This window comes from Spirochaetota bacterium (assembly GCA_004297825.1).
Lineage (GTDB): Bacteria > Spirochaetota > UBA4802 > UBA4802 > UBA5368 > FW300-bin19.
Map to the genome: position 1 here is coordinate 1 of SCSX01000006.1, position 17,713 is coordinate 17,713.

14 protein-coding genes are annotated in these 17,713 nt (G+C 58.5%); 7 read left to right on the forward strand and 7 right to left on the reverse strand.

Features of this window, described 5'->3' with window-relative positions:
- Together EPN93_00545 and EPN93_00550 are read right to left on the reverse strand one after the other, a co-directional pair.
- On the reverse strand, positions 1-234 hold a 234-nt coding region (locus EPN93_00545; GenBank protein ID TAL39766.1), incomplete at its 3' end, for a DUF559 domain-containing protein.
- Between the two features lie 225 nt (positions 235-459).
- Entirely contained in the window at positions 460-4,755 is a 4,296-nt protein-coding gene (locus EPN93_00550; GenBank protein TAL39767.1) for a hypothetical protein, read from the reverse strand.
- Positions 4,756-5,609: 854 nt separating this feature from the next.
- Between EPN93_00550 and EPN93_00555 the strand changes: the two genes are divergently transcribed.
- Positions 5,610-5,915, forward strand: coding sequence for a hypothetical protein (locus EPN93_00555; GenBank protein ID TAL39768.1), 306 nt, complete (start codon positions 5,610-5,612; stop codon positions 5,913-5,915).
- 189 nt (positions 5,916-6,104) lie between these two features.
- On the forward strand, positions 6,105-6,371 hold the full coding sequence (locus EPN93_00560; protein ID TAL39769.1) for a hypothetical protein: 267 nt from the start codon (positions 6,105-6,107) through the stop codon (positions 6,369-6,371).
- Between the two features lie 599 nt (positions 6,372-6,970).
- Here EPN93_00560 and EPN93_00565 read toward each other — a convergent pair.
- Positions 6,971-7,636 (reverse strand): transglutaminase family protein, encoded by a 666-nt coding sequence (locus EPN93_00565; protein ID TAL39770.1) that lies wholly within the window; start codon positions 7,634-7,636, stop codon positions 6,971-6,973.
- Between the two features lie 134 nt (positions 7,637-7,770).
- Here EPN93_00565 and EPN93_00570 point away from each other — a divergent pair, with 134 nt between their 5' ends.
- Positions 7,771-9,441, forward strand: coding sequence for a hypothetical protein (locus EPN93_00570; protein ID TAL39771.1), 1,671 nt, complete (start codon positions 7,771-7,773; stop codon positions 9,439-9,441).
- 81 nt (positions 9,442-9,522) lie between these two features.
- Positions 9,523-10,137: a lytic transglycosylase domain-containing protein gene (locus EPN93_00575; protein TAL39772.1), complete on the forward strand. Its 615-nt coding sequence runs from the start codon at positions 9,523-9,525 to the stop codon at positions 10,135-10,137.
- A gap of 6 nt (positions 10,138-10,143) precedes the next feature.
- On the opposite strand, the gene fliG is transcribed toward EPN93_00575, so the two are convergent.
- Positions 10,144-11,166 (reverse strand): flagellar motor switch protein FliG, encoded by a 1,023-nt coding sequence (gene fliG, locus EPN93_00580; protein ID TAL39773.1) that lies wholly within the window; start codon positions 11,164-11,166, stop codon positions 10,144-10,146.
- Positions 11,167-11,493: 327 nt separating this feature from the next.
- Here fliG and EPN93_00585 point away from each other — a divergent pair, with 327 nt between their 5' ends.
- Positions 11,494-12,147, forward strand: coding sequence for a hypothetical protein (locus EPN93_00585; protein ID TAL39774.1), 654 nt, complete (start codon positions 11,494-11,496; stop codon positions 12,145-12,147).
- Between the two features lies 1 nt (position 12,148).
- Here the strand turns inward: EPN93_00585 and EPN93_00590 are convergent, their stop codons facing one another.
- Genes EPN93_00590 through EPN93_00600 form a run of 3 tightly spaced genes read right to left on the reverse strand, consistent with a single transcriptional unit; the run spans position 12,149 to position 15,449 of the window.
- Positions 12,149-12,757, reverse strand: coding sequence for a TetR/AcrR family transcriptional regulator (locus EPN93_00590; GenBank protein TAL39775.1), 609 nt, complete (start codon positions 12,755-12,757; stop codon positions 12,149-12,151).
- A gap of 37 nt (positions 12,758-12,794) precedes the next feature.
- Positions 12,795-13,733, reverse strand: a complete 939-nt coding sequence (locus tag EPN93_00595) for a radical SAM protein (protein TAL39776.1) — start codon at positions 13,731-13,733, stop codon at positions 12,795-12,797.
- A gap of 3 nt (positions 13,734-13,736) precedes the next feature.
- On the reverse strand, positions 13,737-15,449 hold the full coding sequence (locus EPN93_00600) for a hypothetical protein (GenBank protein ID TAL39777.1): 1,713 nt from the start codon (positions 15,447-15,449) through the stop codon (positions 13,737-13,739).
- 179 nt (positions 15,450-15,628) lie between these two features.
- Here EPN93_00600 and EPN93_00605 point away from each other — a divergent pair, with 179 nt between their 5' ends.
- Together EPN93_00605 and EPN93_00610 are read left to right on the forward strand one after the other, a co-directional pair.
- Positions 15,629-16,813 carry a hypothetical protein gene (locus EPN93_00605; GenBank protein ID TAL39778.1) on the forward strand — a complete coding sequence of 395 codons (1,185 nt, stop codon included), beginning with the start codon at positions 15,629-15,631 and terminating at the stop codon, positions 16,811-16,813.
- Positions 16,814-16,815: 2 nt separating this feature from the next.
- Positions 16,816-17,547, forward strand: coding sequence for a UPF0280 family protein (locus EPN93_00610; protein TAL39779.1), 732 nt, complete (start codon positions 16,816-16,818; stop codon positions 17,545-17,547).
- Positions 17,548-17,713: the final 166 nt, after the last annotated feature.

The window sequence follows — 17,713 nt, forward strand, 5'->3', positions numbered from 1 at the left end:
CCTCAACCGCACGATCCGTACTCCCCGTTGGGCGAGCACCGCGTCGCGCTCCCTGTCGTATTTCCGTTGCTCTTCATCGTCATGCACCCCGCCGTCTATCTCCAAACACAAGCGAAGCTCTTCGCAATAGAAGTCGACGATGAACCCGTCAATAATTTGCTGCCTCCGGAATTTCAGATTGCGAAACTTTCTGTTGCGCACGAGCTCCCAAATGATCTTTTCCGCATCGGTCATCTCGGAGCGATAAGTCCGCGACGCGATAATTTTATCCCCGGTTACGCGCTGGCCGCGGATGATGCCTGACCTCACCCCCGGCCCCTCTCCCACGGGGAGAGGGGTGCCCGTAATGGTGCTCGTTCCACTATTATCTGATCCGTTCTTCAAATGAATCCTGATTCCTATAAAAAGCTTCCCTTTGATCTCCCCCTCTCCTATGGGAGAGGGGGCCGGGGGGTGAGGTCACTCCACGATCCTCGCCTTCACCTCGTAATCGCGCTCGATGAGCGGGGAGACGAAAAAGTTTTGTTCACCAAAAGGAACTTGGCTTTTGAAATCAATCACACGCCCGCGGATATCATAATTGCTCCCGTTATCACTTGAATACCATACCACCAGCGCACGGCCGTCCGCAATCGATACTCGAGGAAACCATTGATCGCCTGCATTGCTTGTGCTCACCAGGAAATCAGTTGCCAATGGCGCTCCTGTGGCCATGTCCACTACGCGCCCGCGGATATCGGCATTACTCCCGTTATCCCTTGAATGCCATACTACCAGCGCACGGCTGTCCGTAATCGTGACTTGGGGATTTTCTTGCTCGCCATCATTGCTCGTGCTCACCAGAAAATCACCTGCCAACGGCGCTTCTGTGGCCATGTCCACTACACGCCCGCGGATATCATAATTACTCCCGTTATCCCTTGAACGCCACACTACCAGTGCACGTCCGCCCGCAATTGATACTTGGGGAAATTGTTGATCGCTTGCATTGCTCGTGCTCACCAGGAAATCAGTTGCCACCGGCGCCCCTGTAAACATGTCCACTACACGCCCGCGGATATCATAATTGCTCCCGTTATCAGTTGAATGCCACACCACCAGCGCGCGACCACCCCCAATCGAGAATTCAAGAGCAGATTGATTACCCGCATTGTTCGTGCTCACCAGAAAATCAGTCCCCACTGGCGCTCCTGTGGCCATGTCCACCACGCGCCCGCGGATATCATAATTGCTCCCGTTATCGATTGACTGCCACACCACCAGCGCGCGCCCGTCCTCGATCGAGACTAGCGGATTTAGTTGCTCACCCGCATTGCTTGTGCTCACCAGGAAATCAGTTGCCAACGGCGCTCCTGTGGCCATGTCCACCATGCGTCCGCGGATATCATAATTGCTCCCATTGTCACTTGAATGCCACACCACCAGCGCGCGACCGTCCTCGATCGAGACTAGCGGATTTAGTTGCTCACCCGCATTGCTTGTGCTCACCAGGAAATCAGTAGCCAACGGCGCTCCTGTGGCCATGTCCACCATGCGTCCACGGATATCATAGTTACTTCCATTATCCCTTGAACTCCACACTACAATCGCACGTCCATTCGCAATCAATACTTGAGCATCTATTTGTTCATTTGCTTGAGTCGTATTCACCAGAAAATCAGTTCCTACCGGCGCCCCGTTCGTCATATCTATGACGCGCCCGCGAATATCGGGAGTGCTCCCACTATCAAATGATCGCCACACTACTAGCGCACGTCCATCAGCGATCGAAACATAGGGAAATATCTGGTCACCTACATTGCTCGTGCTCACCAGAAAATCATTGCCCTCAAACTCAATCGGCATTACCAGCCGCAAGAGCTTCGTCCCCGCTTGAACCAGTGGCGTTACCGCCCCATGAATAAAGTCCCCAATCTTTTTCGAGTCGGTCCAGGCGTTGTACTCCGGGTTGCTGTAAAAATTATGCCCCAGCCAGTTCTCGACTATCGTGGCAAGCCCAAATCCAAGATTGTTCCCGTCTCCCGCCGCAAGGGGTGCATTATTGCCCTCCCAACCTCCCGAAAGCTGGTTGCACAAATCATTCCAATCGCTCCATAAACCACCGTCCATTTCAAGCGCAAGGTACTGCGTATCCGGCCCCCCTCCCGCGGCAAAGTCGACATAGGCCTGGGAGCCCTTGCGGATCGGGTCGTCCAGGGAAAGCGCGGTCAAGAGGGTAATTTCTATGGTATCACCATTAGGCGCATAGGTGGAAATGGTCCCTGAAACCGCGCCGGATCCTGCCTGAATTCGTATCGTATCCCCCGATGCAATCGAACCTACCGGATATTTTAGCTTTACTACAGTTGTGCCGTCGACCAAATCCTGGGCGAGCACGCCGCGGAATTTCTTGACCTCGGTATTGGAGAGGGGCCAGATCGATTCCCTGTAGGCGCCGTTCAACGCGGGGCGTAAATAGAGCCGCACGATCCCGTCGTCGCCTACTCCCTCAAGGGCGCCTGGAATCTTCAGTTTTACGGTGAACTCCTGCCCAAGGTAGTCCCACGAATAATCGATAGCAGCACCGTCCTGGTAAAACGTGTAATGCCTGGAGAAGGGGCTTCGCTCGGGAATCAAATTAACCCAGTCCTGGTACTCCCCTCCCAGGCCGAAGTTCAGCTCGAAATCGAGCGCCTGCCGGTAATCGAATTGCTTCGTGCTCTTGAGCCAGCGGTAGTCGAAATCATTCCACGACTCTATGCCGTCGCTTAAAAGATGGTTTCCAAAGACCGGGTTTAATCCCCACGTGCCGTTCAGCTTGAATTTGAATTCAACGGTGTCCCCCAGAATTGCCTCTCCCAGGAAGATCGAATTCACGTCGGGTTTGTAATATTGCTTGTTTCCCAATTCATCCACGGGAAAGTCGCTTTGGTTCCATCGGGTGTTCATGGTGATAGGATCGTACGTCTCTACCGGGTTATGCCCGAACTGTTCCGTTTCGCCGATATACTCAATCATGTTCATGTAAACGATATCGTAATGGTCGCCCGGCCATATCATATCGCCTATGCCTTTTGTCTCAGGAACGCTCCACTGAACACCGTCCCCGTCGGTATAGGTATACAGGCGAACAGCATCGTTGGCTAAACTGAAAGCTGACGGTTCATAGTAACGGCTTTTATTGTATACAATCCAGAGTGCAAAATTCGATATCTCCTCTTCCGTCCATTGGGGGATGGGTTTCATGATATAAGTATAGGTTCCATCGATTTCATGGATTGGCGCGAGCCTGGGGTCCATAGGAACATTGGCGGTAATTCCGTTTATCGAATGGACCATGCGCATTTTAAAACGGCCGCCACAGCTAAATTCCGCGCCGTTGAGATCTTTGATTTTAAAATCTCGTTTCATAGCACCGGTAAAATCGAAGACATAATTAGCAACCTCGATGCTGGCCCCCGAATAGCTGATGCGCTCCAGGGCTTTTTCGAGCGATACTCCGGGAGCAACTTCCGTTACACCTGTCGCGGTATTTCTACCTTCGACTCCGTTTGTCTCGAATGCCACTACACGGTAAAATTCACGCAAGTTCTGAGCTACGAACTTAACCCCTGCGGATCGCCCTTTCGCGTTCTCCTCAATTATTTTAAGATTATCACCCGGAAAATTTGCACCAAGCGCTTGCCTGTAATTTGAATCTTCGACATGGGTCATATCGTAATCGACGATAAATATGCGCGGGTTATACCCCTTCGCGATCGCGTCTTTTATCTCATTGGTATTAAGGTTCTTGAGTTCAATAACATACGGTCCAAATGTGCTGTCGCCATAGAGGTCAATTTCGAATTTCGAATAGTCATCGTTGCGAAGCCGAAAGCTCTCAATGGGGATCAATTGTCCATCAGGTGCTTCCAGGAGAAACGAGCATAAAATGTTTGAAAGTTTTACAGGGATATTGACGGTCAGGTTGGTGATATACAGCGCCGCACGAATATATCCGGCATTTGCTCTCGTTTCGAATTGTCCGTTCGTTTTACTGCGAATTTCGCTGCGTAGCTGCCTTGAATTTTTCGCAGCTTCGCTTCGTTTTAGCTCCCAACCGGTTTTCTTTACATTGTTTTTGAAAGGAACGTCCTTCCATTTCGTTTTTGTTTCACCATACGACCTGCTATGTTCCCTCGACACGGAGCTGGAATATGAACCGCTGTGGCCTCCGCCGAATCCCGCTGCGCTGGCATTCGCACTATAGCTTGCGCTTTTTGATTTAGAAACTTTATCGCTTTTCGACCAATTGTATGAGTCCTGGTACTGCACCGTCTTCAGATTCACCTCTTCCCTGTGCGCCGCCTCACTGGAAAAGTCCATGGTGCGCGATATATCATCCGAGCTTATTTCCGACGACACCGTCTCATACGTAGTCGTCCCTGTTTCTAAAATCTCAATCCTCATACTCACCGGGGTCGCAATATTCGTCTCAATCACCGGGTAATCCGCCACCCATATATTCGTGGTCGTCTCGTCCTCGTTCTTAATCCCATCCCCATCAAAGTCCTCTTCAAGCGCAGTCCCCACCGGGTCAACTGTCCCACCCACGCTCGCGAGCGGCACCCAACTCCCGGGCGCAAGCGTAAAAAGCTCATGCTCCTCAACCGTCCCGTCCCCGCCATCGTCCGGAATCACGGTATCAATCTTCTCCGTCGCAAGGTAGTTGTTCGATCCGCAGGCCAGCAGGCCCGCGGTCAGCAGAACGATCATGACGAGGATGAGCTTTTTCATACGTCCCTCCGGAAATTTTGAGTTAATCCAGTTAAGGCGGCTATATTTCGGTAACAAAAGGCGTATCCGGTTTACCAATTTTCACATAACGGACTGACCGGCATCCCGTTATGCGAACGCAAAGCTCCGCCGGCCGGCATAAGGCGGATTTTTCGCCCTGTACCTCCGTGACCCGGATTCGGGGGATATTCGCGCATAACGGGCCGGGCGGAGTGAACGGCACTCCGCCGCCGGTGCGAATCCCGGCGAATCGTTTCGGGTAATACGACTTTAACTACGAGATCATTGAGCGAACAGCGGCGTTATCTGCTTTTTCAACCGCGTGCGACGGTGATGCCGGTATGAACGTCCCGGTGAGCGAATCCCGTATATATATTTGTCGGGCTCGTGTTGCGACACAGCCGGATCGGGATCCTTGAATTCCCTTCTCCACGTTTCATTGAAAAGCAGAAATAAATCGCGGAAAATTGTCAAGAAGAATGTGGTGATTGCCCTGTGAATTTTGACCAATGGCAAAAATGGGAATTTTTTAAAAAACCGTTCAATAATTCTTCTATTAAGGCGTACTAATAGAGAGGGCCCTGTTGACAATGCCCCAATGCCGCCCGCTGCTCCCGGCGGTTCCTCAAATCACTGTCCCCTAAAGTTTCCCCCGGCCGCCCCTTCCCCTCCCTTTTCCCTCTCATTCCGGTCCTCTTCCCCTCATTCATCGCTCCCGTGCTCGTGTAGTTTCGCTCCGGTCACGGTCCGGCGGATGTTCCTTATTGCCCATAAATTTATTTCGATTTTCCTCCCCCCGTTCGTATAAACGACGACGCGCACGAGCGCGTACCCATCGAAGGAGGATGTACGACATGGCATTGATATCGCTCAACATTGCATTCAACGAATTCACCGGGTCCCTGGACGGCATGGTCTATTATTCGCGGAAGGGCCGGCAGTGCGTCCGCAGGCACGTCGTCCCGGCGAACCCGCGCACGGCCGCGCAGCAGGCCGGAAGGAGCGCCTTCACGGAACGCGTCCACGCGTGGAAATCACTGCCGCCCGAAGAGCGTGCCGCATGGAACACGAAGGCGAAGCGGCGCCGGATGACGGGCTACAATCTCTTCATGCGCGAAGGACTTAAAAAGGCATCGGGGTCCGCAGATTATGGTGCGTGATACCCGTGTGCGAAACGAAGGCGCGCAAACGCTTGCGCGCCTTCGTTTCGCACGTTTTCGCGCCTTCTCGTGCTCCCGCATAATCGGTTGTATATTTCGAACAAAGGCATGTTACGTACGTTCTCACGCACTTTCCAATTTCAACAGTTGCCGGGAAAGTCGTTGTAAAAAATTGGAGGAAATGTTAACTTGGAACAAGAAGAAAGGGTGATCCATAAGGGGAAAAATTTCATGATGAAACGCGGTTTAAAAAAAATCATCATCGAGGATGTTAATAAACTATCACTGGGCCAGCAAAAAAAGCTTCATGAATATGCCCGGGCCATGCTCGTATCGCGGCCAATGGGTTCAAGTGGTTCGGAATTGCTTCGTTTTTCAGGGTCATTTGATAAAAAGTCCATTAAGGAAATGAAAGAAGCGCTCCATGAGTGTGAGAGGCTGGACCATGATGAATAGTAATTTCGTCGTCTCATCCTCCATGCTGGATTCCAACATTACGACGTCAAAGGAATATGGCATCATAAAAAACGAACTACGCAAAAGGGGCAGATGTGGGGATGGACGAGATGGATGAGATAAAGGCGAAGGTCGGTTGTTGCATTAGAATGACATAGGGACAATTTGAAATTTCCCCTTTCTCTATCCAGATATCGCCCCACTTACAGAGTGTTAATAGCAAACATCAGTCAATAGCATTGTTGCAAAACAAGCGCCATCCTGTTTCGCCGAGCATCGCAGCGCGCGGCGGAGACCGGAAAAAGAATTTCCTTGATTGAGCCATGTCTTGTCTATAAAAGGGCCGAGGACCTATCGCCCGGCCTTATGGGCGATTTCCCGCAGGCCCGCCGCGCGCGAGAAGCGCAGGGGAGCCCGCAGGGCCGAAACAGTAGGGCGCCAGCCCCTCGCGGCGCCTGAGCGAGCCGCGCGGGGGTGCCGGGGGTGTTCGCGGAACAACACCCCCGGCAAGCCTCCCCCTGCCAGCGGGTCAAGTGAACCGCCGCGCACTCGTTATGTGCAACAATCGCTATCGGCGACTGTCCCCCGCCCAGGACATATCAACCCCCTCCCGCCTCCCTCTCAAAATCCCCCCTCCGCGCCGCCTCGATCGCCCCGGCCTCGAAGAAATGCGGATAATACTTCCTGTATTCTTCCATCATATACTCGAATGGGAAATCCGCGAACGGGCCGTAGTCGTGGACGTACTCCATGTGCCGGTTCCCCGCGCGGTCGAACGGGTGAAACACCGAGTCCGCCGTCCCGTCGAACTCGAGCGGGAGCACCCCGAACTTCTCGCACATCGACAGGTTGAACGCGGGGGTCGCCTTCACCCAGCGGCCCCCCAGGAAAAACTCCGTGAGCCCGTGGAAGACGAAGAGGTCGGTGCGCATGAGCTCCCGGAGATGCGCCGTGGCCAGGTGGTTTTTTACGGTCGCGAAGCGCACGCGCGCGGGGACCCCCGCCGCGCGGGCCGCGGCGGCGAGTAATATGCACTTCTGCACGCAATAGCCCTCCTTTTGGGCAAGCACGAAGCTCGCGCGGTAGGTCGCGGGATCGGCCGACAGCGCGTAGGGATTGTAGCGCACCCCGTCGCGCACGGCATAGTACAGGCGCACGGCCTTCTCCGCATCGTCACGCGCCCCTTCGGCGGTCTCGCGCGCGAAGGCGGCGATCGCGGGCTCGTCCTTGTCCAGGTATTGGGTCCCGTCCAGGAATTCTTTCATGGCTTTGCATTTCCTCGCGTTTGTTCAAATCCCCCCTGCCTCCGGCATCCCCCCTTTGATAAAGGTGGGCTACAGGGGATGTTTATTGCCTGTCTTTTAAATCCGCCGATCCCCAAACCAACCAGCGCCCCCTAATGGCTCCCCTTTACCTAAAGGGGAGCTGGCGGAGCCTGAGGGGATTTCGAGAATTATTATTGCACATTTCACCCGGTGCTGGTACGCTCTGCAAGCGCAAATTGACACGGAGGATCCTTATGCTGGAAGATTTAAGAAACAGGCTGCTCAGCGCCTACGCGGACGCGGGGTACCTGCTCAAGGCGCGCGCGCGGCTGTTATACCTCTTCGAGATAATCTTCCTGCCGCTCCTCGTCCTCGTCCATATCGCCCTGGCGATCCTGTCGGTGGAAGGCCTCCTGCGTTCCCTGCGGGTCACGCCGTTCTTCTTCCTGGTGCTCCTGGCGAGCTTCATAATACTCAGGAAGGGGCGCTATACCCTCGCGGCGAACGTCTTCGTGGGCGGCGCGACCGTGGTGATCATGGCGGGGCTTATCAGCTACGGCATCCGCTCCCCGCACCTCGCGTTCAATTCCTTCATCCATTTCACCTATGCGGCCTACGCCTTCGCGGTGATGTTCTCGGGCAAGCGCATGCTCACGGGCGTCTACGCGGCCCTCGTCGCGGCCACGGTGCTCACCTTCCTCATCGCGAAGCCGGGCGCCGACCCGGTATACCACGAGCAGATATCCCTCTCGTTTGTCGATTCCCTGTTCTCGCAAACGTTCATTTTCATACTGGGATTATTCACGCTCAGGATATTCCGGCGCGCCACCGAGTTCGCGAACATCGAGACCATCAAGAGCGACGCGAAGACCGAGTTCATCAAGCAGGTGCTCCTGGAGCGCTCGGACAGCATCAAGGGGGCGACGCAGGGCATCGCGACCAACCTGTCGGATTTCACCGACAACACCCAGAACCAGGCCGCCGCGATCGAGGAGGTGTCCGCCTCCATCGAGCAGATCACCGCGGGGATGGACCACGTCTACACGAGCGCCGACGACCAGAACGCAAGCCTCTCCGCGCTCGCCCAGGCCATGGAGGGGCTCTCCGGCCTCATCACCGACATGAGCGCGCGCATGAAGGACGTCCTCACCGTAATCGACGGGATCGCCGGGAAGGCGAAGTCCGGGGAGCACTCGCTGCGGGTCATGAACGAGAGCATCGCCAATATCGGGAAGAGCTCGGGCGAGATGACGGGCATCATCCAGATCATCAACGACATATCGGACCGGATCAACCTGCTTTCGCTCAACGCGGCCATCGAGGCGGCGCGCGCGGGAGACTTCGGGCGCGGATTCGCCGTGGTGGCGGACGAGATCTCCAAGCTCGCGGACCAGACCGCGACGAGCATCAAGGAGATCGACCGCCTCATACGCGCCAACGATACGGAGATCGAGGGGGGAACGCGCAACGTCTCCGCGGCCGTCGATACGATCAAGGCCATCATAGGCGGGATCGAGGAGGTCGCCGCCCAGCAGTCGGCCATGGCCGAGTACATGAAGCTCCAGATCGAATCGAGCGTCACCGTGAACGAGAACGCCGAGAAGGTCCGCGAGCGCTCGCGCGCGATCTCGGGCGCGATGAACGAGCAGAAGAACGCGATCGACGAGATTTCAAGGACCCTCGCGGGCATCAACGAGCTCTCCCAGAACAGCTCGACCAAGATCGAGGACATGTCGGATTCGTCGCAGGGGCTCCTCGCCATGGTCGACGCGCTCAACCGCGAGATCGCCGAACACAACGACTAAGGCCGGGGGGATGGACCGGGCGCATCGGCCCCCCGAATTTTTCTTGCGGCCGTGAAAGCCTCGCCATACCCTGCCCACGCCATGAATAAGAACGCATTGCGCATCGGCGCGCTTGCCGCCTTTCTCGCTGTCGCGGCGGGCGCTCCCGCCCAGGTGAAAAAGGAGACCGGCAGGGACGGCACCCTTCACTACTCCAATCCTGCGGAGCCGGAGCGCAGGCCCGTCGTCTTCGCGAGCGTCTACAACGCGCTCATCGAGCGGCTCGCGGCGGAGCACGGCGTGGACCCGGACCTCGTCAAGTGCATCGTGAAGGTGGAATCGGACTTCAACCCGGACGCGGTCTCGTACGCGGGGGCGATGGGACTCATGCAGCTCATGCCGGAGGTCGCGCGCTCCTACGGCGTGACAAACGCCTTCGATCCCGGGCAGAACCTCGCCGCGGGAATCCGGCACTTCCGCTACCTTTTAGACGCGCTGGCGGGCGACGTCACCCTGGCGCTCGCCGCCTACCACGCGGGGCTCGGGAGGGTACAGCGGAGCGGCTACGCCGTCCCCCCCATCCAGTCCACGATCAATTACGTGAATGTCGTTACGCGCTATTACTACATGACGGCGCCCGAAGACGTGGGCGAGAAGATCACGAGGCTCTACACGCGCGTCCGGGCGGACGGCACGCTGGAGATTTTCGGCAGGTAGTGCGGGTCAGTCTATCATCCCCTCTTTCGTCTTCCGGAGCACGATAAGCCCCCGCTCGTTCAGCTCGCGCATCACGGCGACGACCTGGTCGCGGGCGTACTGGATCTCGCTCACCCGGAGCGGGCCTATGAGATCAATCTCGTTCAGGATGTCGGTCGCGCGGTTGCGGCTCATGTTGCGCAGGAACTTGAAGCGTATCTCGTCCCCCGCTCCCTTGAGCGCCCTGACGACGAGCATGTCGTCGCCCAACTCGTCTATGAGCAGGCGCATCTCCTGGTTCGAGAGGGTCGCGGTATTCTCGAAGGTGAATATCCTGTCGCGGATCTCCTGCGCCACGTCGGGGATCGAATCCTCGAAGTGGTCCATGAGGCGCTTCTCCTGGTCCCCGCTCATGTAGTTCATGATATCGGCGAGCTTTCCCACGCCGCCGGGGGTGACGAAATCGTGCCCCGCGGACTTTACCGCCTCGTATTTCTTCCGGATGACCCGCGCGATCTCGAGTATCGCCTCCGGCGAGGTCTTGTCCATGCGGGCCATGCGCCGCGCCGCGTCCTTCGCGACGTCCGGGGGAAGCTTCTGCATGAGCTGCGCGGCCTTCTGGGCCGGCAGGTGCGCGAGTGTGACGGCGATCGTCTGGGGATGCTCCTTCTGGATCATGCCCGCGAGGATCTCGGAATCGATCTCGTTCAGGAATTCAAAGCCCTTTTCAAGGTTTCGGTGCGAAAGCTTCTTTAAAATCTCCCCGGCCTTCTCTTCCCCCAGGGCCGTGACCAGGAGGTTTTTCGCCGTGGATTCGCCCCCCACCGCCTCGAAGCGGCGCTTCTTGAGCTGCAGGAGAAACTCGCCTATCAGGTTTTCCCGCTCCTCGGCCGAGAGCTTTTCTATCTTCGCGATCCCCTCGCTTATCTTCGCGATGCTCTCGTCGTCCAGGTACCGGAGAATCTCCGAGGCAACGCCCGTCCCCAGCGCCACCAAGAGCGCCGCGGCCTTTTCGGTGCCGGACATTTCGTCGAATTCTTTCATCACCATATCTTTAAATTGAAATGACGGCTGCTGTCAATCCTTTTGAAACCGGCACGCGCCTAAAATATATTAGACTTGCTGCGAAACTGCCGTCTCGCGCTCGCGGGGAGCCCCTGCGGGGGGCTTTTAAGGGGCTTCGCCCCTTAAACCCCGTAAAGACCAGAGACGGCCAGACCGGGAAGCACTTCGACCCCGCCCTCGCTCGGCTTTTCGGCGGGAGCATCCAATCGTTCCGGAGGATATTCCTGAAATATCGGGATTGACGCGCGGCGGGGCGTGCCTAAAAATCGTTTTATTAGAAGCCGCAAAGGTTCGATAGTATACCTGACAGCCATGGAAGCCCACGGACGCAACATAAACCCGGAGCTCTTGACCGCCGCCAAAAAGGGCAGCGAGATCGTGTTCATCTCCTACGCCACACTCTCCTCCACCGAGGACAAGATCAAATTCGCACTCCTGAAGCTCCTCGAGCAATTCGGGAAGGAGGAGCTGCTCACCCCGGTGTTCTCCTGCATCAAGGAGCTCATAGCCAACGCCACGAAGGCGAACGCCAAGCATATCCTGGTAAACGAGGGAGTCATCTCCGATACCGACGACGTGATCGCGGTCGTGCAGAAGATCCGGACCATCCTGAACGAGGAGGCCCTGCTCGCGTACGGGATCAAGGCGAAGGAGTCCCGCCTTACGACGCGGACCTACCTGAGGCTTCACGGCGACAGGCTCGTCGTCGAGGTCGTCAACAACCTGCCGCTTCAGAAAAGGGAGCTCTTCCGCATCCATGACAGGATCGAAAAGTCGTCCAAGTACGACAGCATCGCGGAATTCTACCTGGAGAACCCCGACCCGGCTGCCGAGGGCATGGGGCTGGGGCTTTCAATGGTGGTGGTGCTCTTGAAAAGCATCAACGTCAATTACAGGAACTTCAGCGTGGTCACGGAGCGCGGCAAGACCTTCGCCCGCATCGTGTTCCCCCTCGCCACCGCCTGATTCAGGCGCCTTTCTTCCTTAAATACGCCATTACCATGGACATGCTCGTCTTCGTGACGTGGTCGATATTATAAAGCTCCTTGTGGAAGGTCCACTGGATGGCCGCGTTCATGATCATGCCCACCACGGCAAAGGCCGTGTTCTTCGAGTCCACGGGCTGGAATTCCCCCGCCTGGACCCCCGCGTCTATGGTCAGCCTCACCTCGTCGCAGATAATACTGTAGATCTTCGCGTGTATGTTCTGCACACGCGGGTTGATGGGAATCTGCGCCCAGAAGTCGACGAGCACCGTGTAGAGGGCCGGATGCCCCTTGGCGGTGACGATGAAGGCGATGAGTATCGCCTTGAGCTTCTTCTCGGCGGAACGGTATTTCTGGGAGCGCTTCCTGATGGTGTCCTCGATCACCCGGTACATCTGTTCCAGCAGGTAGACGAGGATGTCTTCCTTGGTCTTGAAATAGTGCAGTACGCCGCCCTTCGAGAGTCCCGCCATGTTCGCGATGTCTTCGATCGTGAAATTGTTGTAGCCCTTCTGCGCGATGACGTCATAGGCCGCCTGCAAAATCTGCATCCTTCTCTTTTCTTCTTTTTCCGCGTTTCTCGTTGTCATGTCATTCCACGTGTAGTGAGTTTTATATTTTCCGCCGTTACTTGGGCACGATATAGTACTCCTCGCCCCCCATGCCCTTGCAGTCGAGTGCGCCGTCCCGCACCAGGCCGTCCAGCGCCGCGCGAATCTCGGTTGGAGCAGCCCCGAGCGTACGCTCCAGGTCGTCCAGCGTCGAGGGCCTGCGCTCCAATGTCGCGAGCAGGCGCTTCGCCAGGTCCCCGGACGCCGCGCCCCCGGCCTGTACGTCCCTGAGCGCGCGCCGCGCCACGATCTCCACCGTGAACCCGGCGAAAAACGCCGCCGCGCGCTCAAGGTCCTCCCTCGATGCCGGGCGCACCCACGGCTCGGTCCCCGGACGGTCCAGCGCGTTTATCTGGATGCGCGCGGGGCGGATTCTCCCGCACGCGTCGCGTATCCGCGCAAGCTCCTCTGCGCCGTCGTTGATGCCCGGGACCAGGAAGACCTCGACGATGAGCTCCCCCGTAAATTCCCGCGCGAGCACCGCGAGCCCGTCCACGACTCTTGCCGCGGTGATTCCCGGCGCGGGCCGGTTGATGGACGCGAATGCCTCCTCCCCCGCGGCGTCCAGCGAGGGAACGAGTACGTGGGCGTCCAGCACCGCGCGCCTCACGTCTTCACGCCAGAAGAGCGTGCCGTTGGTGAGCACCGCCGTGCGGTAGGACGGGTACGCCTCCCTGATATGCCGGATGATGCGGCCCAGGCCGCTGTGGAGCGTAGGCTCCCCCGATCCGGAAAAGGTGATCACGTCGAGCCCGGGCCCGGGGGCCAGGTACGCGTCAAGCTCCGCGATCACCGCGGCGGTGGGAACGTACTCGGCCACGTCCGCGGTGAGCGCGGTCGTGCACCCGCATTCGCAATATACGCAATTCAAAGAACACGTCTTAAAGGGGACCAGGTCGACCCCCAGTGAAAGCCCCAGGCGTCGCGAGTTAACGGGTCCAAAAAGATACTTCATTCACTACCGAGCCCCCGCGGGCGAGAGCTCCACCTGCATCCTGATCGAGACGAACTGACCCTGCATCCTTCCGATAACGGCCGCCGTCTTCAGCCTGTTGAGCACCCCGACCACCTGCGGCCCCGCGCTGAAACTGCCCAGGAGAAGCATGGCCTTGAGCCAGCTTTCGCCGCGAAGGTTCAGATACCACGCGAGGAACACGGACGCGTCAAGATTTTTTATCGATTCCTCCCCGGTCACGGAGAAAAAGCCCGCCCCGCCGGAAAGCACCTCGCGCAGCATCCCCTCGTCATTCGAGAAATAGAGCTGTTTCCCGGAGGCGAGCGCGTACAACCGGTTGCTCCTTTCGTCCAGGAACCAGAACGCGGAATAGCCCCCTATCTCCGTTTCCCCGTAGCGGTCCCCGGGATTCTTCTTCCTCCCGTTGGCCTTAAGCTTTTTCCACAGCGCCGATGCGCCCTCGGCGTCGTGCAGGGGAAGCATGAGCGCGATTCCGTCCATGGACCCCGACGCGGTCGCGGGCCGGACGGCGACGTTCACGTAGCCGTCAAAGCGCTTAATGAAATCCTCGCGCAGGTCGATACCGGAATCCTTTCCGAACGACGCGAGCGATTTCCGATACTCTTCGCACACGGCCGAAAAGGCTCCCTGCCCCTTCACGCACGCCTCGTCGAGCGATTTCAGGTTGAGCGAACAATAGAGATAGGCGACCGGGTTTGCCGCCGGGAGCAGGTTCGCGGGAAGCCCCGGCCGGAACAGGGTGCGGATGAACTGCTCGGCCTGCGTCCCCTTCCCCGGCGCCGCGCCTATGACAAGGCTGATCGCCCCGCCCTTGCGGGAAAGCCCGGCGGCGACATAGTCCATCCCCTGGATCCCCGAATTTTCAAGGGCACCCATCGCGTTCTTGCGCGCGTCGGGGGCGTCTTCCTCGATCACCTCGCCCCCGCTCTTCCCGCCCGCAGTTCTCTTTTTCTTCTTTTTCTGCTTAATGGAGGGAGCGGCCTCGGTTTTGGCATCGCCGCCCGCGTCGCGGAAAAATGCGCCCCGGATGAACACGTTTATATCTTCCGCGGGCGCGGCCTGCTCCCGGTACGCGCGGAACACCGGGTCCCCCGCAAGCGATGCCGTCGCGTCGATCGCGCGAAGCCCGATCGCTTCCTTTATGAGCGCGTCCGTGTTGGCGAAGAGAAGGCATCCGTCCACGCCCGCGAAGTACACGTCGGTGAGCATCTGGTAGATCGCGGTCCCCTGGTGCATGACCATCGCGGGATTGAGGTCCAGTCCCTGCTTGTCCGCGTGATACTGCTTTACCAGTTTCACGAACGCCGGCGGCGCCTCGCTTTCATTGGTAACGGGAATCAGTATCATGATCTGCCGGTCCCCGCGCTCCCCCGGCACGAAGGCGAGCGCCGCGGGCCGCGCGGCGTCAACGCCCGCGCGCGTGATCGACCCGGGATCGAGCAAGTCTATGCCGGTCCTGGTCTTGAAGTCGCGGATCCAGGTTTCCGCCCCCTCCCCCGCCCCGGCAAGATTTTCGAGCGCGTACGAGGCGAGCGGGAGAACGCGCGCCGCCCCGGCGGTATGCGCGTACAGGAGCGCGCGCGCCGGGATGAGCAATGCCTCGTCGCGGGCCTGCGCCGCCGCGGGGCGGTTCGGGGATGCCGCGCAGCACGCGATGATGGACCATATTAGACCGTGAAGGATTCGTGATTTCATACAGGCAGATTCTCTCATTAAAGGGAAAATGGCAACTACATTCCGGCCGGGCGGCGTCCCGGACCCCGCCCGTTTAAAAAGATCAGAAATTCAAATATTAATTTGACTGTCCACCGGATTTTCATAGCATACGCTTTAATTTTGGCCCGTGTTACGGCACCGGCCCGGAGGACGGCCCCATGAGCGAATGCGAAATCAAGCGCAGCTACGAGGAGATCAACGACAAGATACGGCAGGGCAAGGCCGTCGTGCTCCGCGCCGACGAGATGACGAAGCTCGTCGCGTCGGAGGGGGCGGCAAGCGCCTTCAAGAAGGTCGACGTGGTGACCACCGGCACTTTTGGAACGATGTGCTCCTCGGGGGCATTCATCAACTTCGGGCACACCAGGCCCAAGATGAAGGCCGAACGCGCGTGGCTCAACGACGTGGAGGCCTACGGGGGGCTCGCCGCGGTGGACCTGTATATCGGCGCGACGCAGGTGCAGGAGGACGATCCCCTCAACAAGGTTCACCCCGGGAAGTTCAGGTACGGCGGGGGACACGTGATCGAGGACCTCATCGCGGGCAAGGGCATCAAGCTCAAGGCCCGGTCCTACGGAACGGACTGCTATCCCCTGCGCGAATACGAGACGACTGTCACGCTCAAGGACCTCCGCGACGCGTTCATGTACAACCCGCGCAACGCCTACCAGAATTACAACTGCGCGGTCAATCTTTCCCGGCGCACTATCTATACCTATATGGGCATACTCCGCCCCAAGCTCGCGAACGCGACCTACTCAAGCGCGGGCGAGCTCTCCCCCCTCCTGAACGATCCCTACTACTGGACCCTGGGCACGGGGACGCGCATCTTCCTGGGGGGCGCGGCGGGCGCGATAAGCTGGCGCGGCACCCAGCACAACCCCGCCGCGATGCGCGGGGAAAACGGTGTGGTCCGCGAGGGGGCCGGCACCCTCGCGGTGACGGGCGACATGAAGGAGATGTCGCCCGAGTTCATACGGGGCGCCTCGCTCACCGGTTACGGGTGTTCGCTCATGGTGGGGGTGGGCGTGCCCATCCCCATACTCAACGAGGAGCTCGCGCGCTTCACCGGCGTATCGGATAAAGACATCTTCTGCCAGGTCGTCGATTACGGCGAGGACTACCCCAACGCCGTGAACCGCTCCCTGGCCGAGGTGAGCTACGAGGAGCTTAAATCCGGAAAGATCGAGGTCATGGGCAAGAGCATTCCCAGTGCGCCCCTCTCGAGCTATCCCATGGCGAGAAAAATCGCCGACCGGCTGAAAGGCTGGATACAGGAAGGCGGGTTCACCCTGGGCGTACCCCAGATTCCGCTCCTCACGGTGCCTTCCCGGAAGTCCTGAGCATGGAGCTTCGCCGCGGCGAGCGGGTGTATCGCGATTTCGGGGACTCGGCGCGATGGACCAGCTACCGCGTGAAGGTCGAAACCACCGACCTCTACGTACGCACCCGCGGGGATTACACAGAACCCCTCACCGCGCTCGTTGCCGGACTGCGGGACGCGCTTCGTGCGCACATGGATATCCAGCCGGAATTCCTGAGCTCGTTCTCCCCCGTCCCCCGGGTACCGGGGGCCCCCGGCATCGTCGAGGACATGTACGCCGCCTCGGAGGCCGCCGGCGTGGGACCCATGGCGGCGGTGGCCGGCGCCGTCGCGGAGCGCACGGGACGAATGCTCGCCGGGCTTTCGGAGGAGGTAATCGTCGAGAACGGCGGCGACATCTGGCTTCGCGTCAATCAACCGGTCAGGATCGCGGTCTTCGCGGGCCATTCCCCCTTCAGCGGGCGCATGGGGCTTATCGTAAAGCCGGAGAGAACGCCCCTGGGGGTATGCACCTCGTCGGGGAAGGTGGGCCCTTCCTTTTCCTTCGGCAGGGCCGACGCCGCCACCATCTTCGCCGACACCGCCGCCCTCGCCGACGCCGTCGCCACCGGGGCGGGCAACCTTGTCAATGACGACAGGGACCTGGAGCGCGCGGCCAGCTATGCCATGGGCGTACCCGGGGTCCGCGGCGTGCTCGTGCTGCTGGGCGATTCGATAATCGTCCAGGGTGAAATCGAGCTCACCGCCCCCTGAATTCCCCAGTGGGAGACCTGAATATCTCAGCCTTCATTATCTGCCTGAAAACCAAAGGTTTTTCTCACCTTAGGCCCTTGCCCCCTCCGGGGGTGCGGGGGCCCAAAAAAATAAAACGCGCCCGCCGCCTTATTATATTCATACATGGCTCTTTGTTGATTTAATT

Excerpts from the sequence above, each read along its gene's own strand:
- EPN93_00570 (TAL39771.1), top strand. The coding sequence starts at position 7,771 with ATGGCTCCCCTTTACCTAAAGGGGAGCTGGCGGAGCCTGAGGGGATTT.
- EPN93_00600 (TAL39777.1), bottom strand. The coding sequence starts at position 15,449 with ATGAAATCACGAATCCTTCACGGTCTAATATGGTCCATCATCGCGTGC.
- EPN93_00605 (TAL39778.1), top strand. The coding sequence starts at position 15,629 with ATGAGCGAATGCGAAATCAAGCGCAGCTACGAGGAGATCAACGACAAG.
- EPN93_00610 (TAL39779.1), top strand. The coding sequence starts at position 16,816 with ATGGAGCTTCGCCGCGGCGAGCGGGTGTATCGCGATTTCGGGGACTCG.
- EPN93_00595 (TAL39776.1), bottom strand. The coding sequence starts at position 13,733 with ATGAAGTATCTTTTTGGACCCGTTAACTCGCGACGCCTGGGGCTTTCA.
- EPN93_00590 (TAL39775.1), bottom strand. The coding sequence starts at position 12,757 with ATGACAACGAGAAACGCGGAAAAAGAAGAAAAGAGAAGGATGCAGATT.
- EPN93_00565 (TAL39770.1), bottom strand. The coding sequence starts at position 7,636 with ATGAAAGAATTCCTGGACGGGACCCAATACCTGGACAAGGACGAGCCC.
- EPN93_00555 (TAL39768.1), top strand. The coding sequence starts at position 5,610 with ATGGCATTGATATCGCTCAACATTGCATTCAACGAATTCACCGGGTCC.
- EPN93_00550 (TAL39767.1), bottom strand. The coding sequence starts at position 4,755 with ATGAAAAAGCTCATCCTCGTCATGATCGTTCTGCTGACCGCGGGCCTG.
- EPN93_00575 (TAL39772.1), top strand. The coding sequence starts at position 9,523 with ATGAATAAGAACGCATTGCGCATCGGCGCGCTTGCCGCCTTTCTCGCT.
- fliG (TAL39773.1), bottom strand. The coding sequence starts at position 11,166 with ATGGTGATGAAAGAATTCGACGAAATGTCCGGCACCGAAAAGGCCGCG.
- EPN93_00585 (TAL39774.1), top strand. The coding sequence starts at position 11,494 with ATGGAAGCCCACGGACGCAACATAAACCCGGAGCTCTTGACCGCCGCC.